A 6,155-nucleotide genomic window follows, 5' to 3' on the forward strand; every position below is an offset into this window, starting at 1 on the left:
CCAGACCACGAACAAGTCTTAAACAGACAGCAGCAGCGGACCGGTGGCCGAGGTACCGCCCACGGCCGCCGAGGCGGTCGGGATCACCTGGCCGGCCGGGGAGTCCGGGTCCCCGCCGTGGCCGTGGTGGGCGACCGTGGACTTGGCGGCGTCGGCCGCGATCTGGGCGTCGCTGGGCGCGGCCGGGGCCTGGGCGGTGAGCGCCGACGCGGCGGTGGCGGAGGCGCCGAAGTCGACGTCGGAGCAGGCGTAGAAGGCCTCCGGGCTGTCGCTGCGCTGCCACACCGTGTACAGCACCTGGCGGCCGGTGCGCTGCGGCAGGGTGCCGGAGTAGCTGTAGGAGCCGTTGACGGCGTTGCGGTCGACCTGCACCTTGGCCACCGGGGTCGGGTCGAGGTCCGACCACTTCAGCGGCTTGGTGGGGTCGTAGCCCGCCTTGGTGATGTAGACGGTCTGGGTGCCGACGTGCGGCGCGGTGGTGCGGAACTGGAAGGTGAAGGCGCCGGACTTCACCGCCGTGGCCGGCCAGTCGGTGCGCGGCCAGTCCAGCGCCGCGTACTTGTCGCGGTTGGCCGAGCAGAGCTTGCCGTCCGGGATCAGCGCCTGGTGGTTGCCGTTGGCGTTGGCGATGTTGACCTCGTTCCAGTCGTACAGCGGCTGGGTGCCGCTCGCGGCGACGAGGTCCTTGCAGATCTGGGACACCGGGTGCTCGGGACCCTCGGCGTAGCAGGCGGCGACCCGGCTCACGGGGTTGGTCATCGTGCCGTGGGCGCTGGCGGTGCCGGCGGTGGCACCGGCCACCGCGAGGACCGCGGCGCCGATCACGCCGACGGACAGGGCACTTCGCTTGATGGACATGGGGTGGGGACTCCTTGACCGTCGTTCCGGGCGTGCGTGGGGGAACGGGCACGCCTGCCCGTTCGGGAGCCGCCGGCCCGGCGCGCGGCTCCCGGCCAGAGCGTAGGATTGGTCTGGACCAGAAGGCAATAGCCGCGCGTACTGTGCTTGTTGACGGACTGTAGGCCCACGAGCAGGACAAAGGCCCGACGGACGGCCGTGGTTAGCCGTTCCATCGGGCCCCGTTAAGGCTCCGGAAAGGTCAGTGCCGCATGTCGTGGATGATGCCGGCCTGGATCACGAGATCGCTGTTGACGGTCGAGCTGCCGCTGATGGTGTTGATGATGTAGGTCCCGCCGGGCGCCTTCTCGAACTGCCCGGGCAGGAACTCCCTGAGGATGTCGAAGAGTTCCTCGGCCGCCTGCGGGTTCGTCCGGAACAGCGCGCGCAGCCGGTTGCGAAGGGCGGCGGCCTGGTCGGCCAGGACCTCCTCGTCGCCGTCGGCCTCCAGCACCTCGGCGCGGATCACCTCCAGCTCGGCGCTCGCCTCCTCGTCCCGCTCGCCGCGCCCGAACAGCCGGGCGATCCGCGAACTGGCCTGGTTCCAGGCGGCCGTGGCCATCAGTCCGGCCACCGAGGTCGCCCCGGACCTCACCATCTCCTGCACGAGCTCGGCGTCCATGCCGCCCCCTTCACGTTCGCAGTGTCGCCACCACGGTAGGGCAAAGGCGGACGAAGCGTCAGAGGAACGTCTTCCCCTCGCCCCGGTACGTCGGCACCGTCCGCACGACCCGGTCGCCCTCGACCAGGTGCAGCTCGGCGAAGCGCTCGCACAGCTCGCCCGCCTTGGCGTGCCGGAACCAGACCCGGTCGCCGATCAGCAGGTCGTCCGCGGCCGAGCCGAGCAGCGGGGTCTGCACCTCCCCGGCGCCCTCCATCGGGTCGTAGCGCAGCCCGGCCGGCAGGTACGGCACCGGCGAGCGGTCCGGGCCGGCCGCGCCGGAGGCCGGGTAGCCGCCGCCGAGCACGGTCACCACGCCGAGGCCGGGGCGGCGCACCACCGGCTGGCCGAACAGCGCCGCCGGGCGGCCCCGGAAGGAGCGGTAGTTGTCGAACAACCCCGGCTGGTACAGCCCGGAGCCGGCCGCCACCTCGGTGACGGCGCGCTCGGCCACGGTGGACTCCACGCTGCCGGTGCCGCCGCCGTTGACGAATTCCAGGTCGGCCACCCGCCGCAGCCGTCGGACCGCCGCCGCGCGCCGCTCGGCCAGCTCGGTCCGGGACCTGGCCTGCATCAGCCGGATCAGCTGCGAGCGCACCGGCCGTCCGGGCACCCGGTCGCCCACCCCGGCGACGTGCCCCTCGTACGCCATCAGGCCGACCACCCGGAAGCCCCGGCGGCGCTGGACGAGTTCGGCGAAGGCGCCGAGGTCCTCGGGGGTGCGCAGCGGCGAGCGCCGGGCGCCCACCCGGACCCGGCCGCCGAGCAGTTGCAGCGAGGTGTCCAGCTCCAGGCAGACCCGCACCTCGGCGTCGCCGCCGCGGGCCGCGTCGATCAGGTCCAGCTGGGCCGGGTCGTCCAGGACGACGGTGATCTCGCGGGCGGCCTCCGGGTCGGCGGTCAGCTCGGTGAAGCCGGCCCGGTCGGCGGAGGGGTAGGCGAGCAGGATGTCGCGGACGCCGGTGCGGGCCAGCCAGAGCGACTCGTCCAGGGTGAAGCTCATCACCCCGAGGAAGCCGTCCACGGCCAGCGCCCGTTCCAGCAGCGCCCGGCAGCGGATCGACTTGCTGGCCAGCCGGATCGGCTTGCCGCCGGCCCGGCGGACCAGGTCGGCGGCGTTCGCGTCGAACGCGGCGAGGTCCACGACGGCCACCGGCCCGTCCAGGTGGGCGGTGGCGCGGTCGTACCGGAGGCGGTCGGAGACCGGGGCGGGTGCGGTCGCGGGCGCGTCGAGGATCACCATGGCCGCAGGGTGCCACACCGCGCTACCGGTGGGTAGGCCCCGTGCGCGGGGAGCGTGCAGGGAAATGGGGCCGCTCGCGCGCGGTGGCATAGGGTCGGGCGGGTGGACCGCAAAGACTTCTCCAACCCGGCGTTCGTCGGCAAGAGCATCCCGAATCCCGGCTTCTCCGACGACGACGGCACCGCCGACCAGGCGCTCACCGAGGCCCTCGCCCGCTGGTCGCGGGACCGCGCGGCCGAGCCGGAGGTGCTGGCGGCGCTGACCCCCACCCGGCTGATGGTCCCGATCGTCGCGATCCTCGGCGAGGTCGAGGTGGACGCGAACGGGCACCGGCACGAGAAGACCAGCGACATGGCCGTCCCGGTGCTGGAGGCCCCGGACGGGCGCCGCGCGCTGCCGGCCTTCACGTCGCTGGAGTCGCTCGCCCGCTGGCGCGCCGACGCCCGCCCGGCGCCGACCGCGGCCCCGCAGGCCGCGATGGTGGCCTTCTCGGAGCGCGCCGACACCCTGCTGATCGACCCGGCCGGGCCGGTGCCGTTCCTGCTGAGCGGTGCCCGGCTGCGGGCGCTGGCGGAGAACCGCGCGTTCCTGCCGCCGGTCCGGGACCCGGAGGTGCGCGAGGCGGTCCGCGGGCTGCTGGCGGCCGAGCCGCAGGTGGTCACCGGGCTGCTGGCGGCCTCGGAGGACTCGGACGGGGTGCTCGCGGTGGTCTTCGACCCGGCACTGGACCAGGCCGGGCTGCAGGCGGCCGCCCAGCGGGTCGGACAGGCCGTGGCCGCCGACCCGGTGCTGCGGGTGCGGCTGGACCGGGGGCTGGACCTCGCGGTGCTGCCGGCCGGCGCGGAGCTGCCGGGGGAGCCGCTCTACAAGCGGTAGTAGACGTGGGAAAGGAGCGGCACCCGTGTGCCGCTCCTTTCTCACGTCCGATTTCAGGAGTAGACCGGCCCGGTGAACTTCTCGCCCGGCCCCGCGCCCGGCGCGTCCGGGACGACGGACGCCTCGCGGAACGCGAGCTGGAGCGAGCGCAGCCCGTCCCGCAGCGGCGCGGCGTGGAAGTTGCTGATCTCCGGGGCGCCGGCGGTGACCAGCCCGGCGAGCGCGGTGATCAGCTTGCGGGCCTCGTCCAGGTCCTTGTCCTTGTCGCCGCCCTCGGCGAGACCGCACTTGACCGCGGCGGCGCTCATCAGGTGCACAGCGACGGTGGTGATCACCTCGACGGCCGGGACCTCGGCGATGTCGCGGGTGAGGTCGTCGAAGCCGATCGCGTCGTCGTCCGCGCCGGGGCTCTGGGTGGGCTCGCTGCTCAAGGGTGGCTCGTTCCGTTGTGCCGTGTGGGTACACGTGGAGCGTACAAGGGGGCCCGCGCCGGGGCGGAATAGCGTTCGACGGCGTGACGCTGTAAGCTTCGAGACTGACCGGCCGGGATCCCGTATGGGCACTCGGCCAGCAAGTGGAGGCTCCACTGAGGAGGCCCGAGAGGGCAACCGCGAAAGTCTCCCACCTTGTCGGCCTCGCGGCCGACGGGTCCCGGTCCGCGACGGGCGCCCCTGGCGCCGAGTCGCCGCAGCGCCCCTCACCGGGCGCAGCCCCCGGTTGTGTGGAGCCCCGCTTGTACCGAGCGGGGCTTTTTTCGTGTGGCGGTGTACGGAGCCGGACAGCGCAGCACGAATGAAGCCCCGCCCAGTGGTCGAGTCCACTACGTGCGACCGCCGTCCGACGGCCGCATCGCAGAAGGTGCAACCGAGGAGGCCCCATCAGCACCGAGCCCCGCATCAACGACCGGATTCGCGTCCCCGAGGTGCGACTCGTCGGTCCCAGCGGCGAGCAGGTCGGCATCGTGCCGCTTGCCAAGGCGCTGGAGCTCGCGCAGGAGTACGACCTCGACCTGGTCGAGGTCGCGGCGACCGCCCGGCCGCCGGTGTGCAAGCTCATGGACTACGGCAAGTTCAAGTACGAGTCGGCCATGAAGGCCCGTGAGGCGCGCAAGAACCAGGCGCACACGGTCATCAAGGAGATGAAGCTCCGGCCGAAGATCGACCCGCACGACTATGACACCAAGAAGGGTCACGTCGTCCGGTTCCTCAAGCAGGGCGACAAGGTCAAGATCACGATCATGTTCCGCGGTCGTGAGCAGTCCCGCCCCGAGCTGGGCTTCCGTCTGCTCCAGCGGCTCGCCGACGACGTCCAGGACCTGGGCTTCGTCGAGTCCTCGCCCAAGCAGGACGGCCGTAACATGATCATGGTTCTTGGCCCGCACAAGAAGAAGACCGAGGCGATGGCCGAGGCCCGCGCCCTCGCGGACGCCCGCAAGGCCGAGCGTCAGGGCCGCACCGGCGGCTCCGACGCCGCTGCGGACATCGAGGACGAGGACGTCGTGACCGACGTCGAGGACGTCGTGACCGAGGCCGAGGACGCCCCGGCCGAGGCGCCGGCCGTCGAGGCCGACGCTCCGGTCGAGCAGCCGGCCGCCTCCCAGGGCGCCTGAGCCCTCACCGGCCAGGAGGCCCGGGAGACCGGCCCCCAGGGTGACGGGGCGTCCCGCCCGGTCACCGCAGATCCATCCAGTTCACGCCCGCGCGGCGCACGTCGCGCGGGCGCGGACGGGACTGACGAGGAGATACGGCGAAATGCCGAAGCAGAAGACGCACAGTGGCGCCAGCAAGCGCTTCAAGATCAGTGGCTCTGGCAAGGTGCTGCGCGAGCGCGCCGGCCGCCGCCACCTCCTGGAGCACAAGCCCTCGACGCTGACCCGCAAGCTGGCCGGGACCGTCGAGCTGGCCCCCGCTGACGCCAAGAAGATCAAGAAGCTTCTCGGCAAGTGATCGCCCTCCCGCCCGGCGCGAGCCGTGAGCGGGGCAGCTGATCCTTCCCGACCCATTCGAATGACGGACCACGTGAAGTAGTCCGTGGTCCAACCCAAGGAGTAATCAAGTGGCACGCGTCAAGCGGGCAGTCAACGCCCACAAGAAGCGCCGGGTCATCCTGGAGCGCGCCAGCGGCTACCGTGGCCAGCGTTCGCGCCTGTACCGCAAGGCCAAGGAGCAGGTCACCCACTCGCTGGTCTACAACTTCAACGACCGCAAGAAGCGCAAGGGCGACTTCCGTCAGCTGTGGATCCAGCGCATCAACGCTGCGGCCCGTGCCAACGGCATCACCTACAACCGCTTCGTGCAGGGCCTGAAGGCCGCCAGCGTCGAGATCGACCGCAAGATGCTGGCCGACCTGGCCGTCAACGACCCGGGTGCGTTCGCCTCCCTGGTCGAGGTCGCCCAGAAGGCGCTGCCGGCCGACGTGAACGCCCCGAAGGCCGCCGCGGACGCCGCCTGATCTTCCGAGATCGGTTGAGCTCTGACC

8 protein-coding genes are annotated in these 6,155 nt (G+C 72.3%); 4 read left to right on the forward strand and 4 right to left on the reverse strand.

The genetic code is table 11. The annotated features are described in order from the left end of the window. Window positions 1-18 precede the first annotated feature (18 nt). The 3 genes from ACFU6K_RS28325 to ACFU6K_RS28335 all read right to left on the reverse strand — a co-directional run bounded on the left by ACFU6K_RS28325 (window position 19) and on the right by ACFU6K_RS28335 (window position 2,801). A complete protein-coding gene (locus tag ACFU6K_RS28325; protein ID WP_380667690.1) occupies window positions 19-858 on the reverse strand; it encodes a lytic polysaccharide monooxygenase in 840 nt (279 codons plus the stop codon). 241 nt (window positions 859-1,099) lie between these two features. Beyond that, the gene (locus ACFU6K_RS28330) at window positions 1,100-1,519 is read right to left on the reverse strand and encodes a hypothetical protein (RefSeq protein ID WP_049649875.1); all 420 of its coding nucleotides are present in this window, start codon (window positions 1,517-1,519) and stop codon (window positions 1,100-1,102) included. Window positions 1,520-1,577: 58 nt separating this feature from the next. Further along, window positions 1,578-2,801: an amino acid deaminase/aldolase gene (locus ACFU6K_RS28335; protein ID WP_380667692.1), complete on the reverse strand. Its 1,224-nt coding sequence runs from the start codon at window positions 2,799-2,801 to the stop codon at window positions 1,578-1,580. 102 nt (window positions 2,802-2,903) lie between these two features. Here ACFU6K_RS28335 and ACFU6K_RS28340 point away from each other — a divergent pair, with 102 nt between their 5' ends. Then, complete coding sequence (locus ACFU6K_RS28340) at window positions 2,904-3,677, forward strand: SseB family protein (RefSeq protein ID WP_380667694.1); 774 nt, start codon at window positions 2,904-2,906, stop codon at window positions 3,675-3,677. Window positions 3,678-3,730: 53 nt separating this feature from the next. On the opposite strand, the gene ACFU6K_RS28345 is transcribed toward ACFU6K_RS28340, so the two are convergent. Continuing rightward, entirely contained in the window at window positions 3,731-4,108 is a 378-nt protein-coding gene (locus ACFU6K_RS28345; RefSeq protein WP_380667696.1) for a DUF1844 domain-containing protein, read from the reverse strand. Window positions 4,109-4,554: 446 nt separating this feature from the next. Here ACFU6K_RS28345 and infC point away from each other — a divergent pair, with 446 nt between their 5' ends. The 3 genes from infC to rplT all read left to right on the forward strand — a co-directional run bounded on the left by infC (window position 4,555) and on the right by rplT (window position 6,128). Further along, window positions 4,555-5,286 carry a translation initiation factor IF-3 gene (infC, locus tag ACFU6K_RS28350; RefSeq protein ID WP_380667698.1) on the forward strand — a complete coding sequence of 244 codons (732 nt, stop codon included), beginning with the start codon at window positions 4,555-4,557 and terminating at the stop codon, window positions 5,284-5,286. A 142-nt stretch (window positions 5,287-5,428) separates the two neighbouring features. Further along, a complete protein-coding gene (gene rpmI, locus ACFU6K_RS28355) occupies window positions 5,429-5,623 on the forward strand; it encodes a 50S ribosomal protein L35 (RefSeq protein WP_030055648.1) in 195 nt (64 codons plus the stop codon). Window positions 5,624-5,732: 109 nt separating this feature from the next. Further along, window positions 5,733-6,128, forward strand: a complete 396-nt coding sequence (gene rplT / locus ACFU6K_RS28360) for a 50S ribosomal protein L20 (protein WP_030055649.1) — start codon at window positions 5,733-5,735, stop codon at window positions 6,126-6,128. Window positions 6,129-6,155 lie beyond the last annotated feature (27 nt).

Origin of the sequence: Kitasatospora sp. NPDC057512, assembly GCF_042802135.1 — a bacterium.
GTDB lineage: Bacteria > Actinomycetota > Actinomycetes > Streptomycetales > Streptomycetaceae > Kitasatospora.

Excerpts from the sequence above, each read along its gene's own strand:
- ACFU6K_RS28325 (WP_380667690.1), bottom strand. The coding sequence starts at position 858 with ATGTCCATCAAGCGAAGTGCCCTGTCCGTCGGCGTGATCGGCGCCGCG.
- ACFU6K_RS28330 (WP_049649875.1), bottom strand. The coding sequence starts at position 1,519 with ATGGACGCCGAGCTCGTGCAGGAGATGGTGAGGTCCGGGGCGACCTCG.
- ACFU6K_RS28335 (WP_380667692.1), bottom strand. The coding sequence starts at position 2,801 with ATGGTGATCCTCGACGCGCCCGCGACCGCACCCGCCCCGGTCTCCGAC.
- rpmI (WP_030055648.1), top strand. The coding sequence starts at position 5,429 with ATGCCGAAGCAGAAGACGCACAGTGGCGCCAGCAAGCGCTTCAAGATC.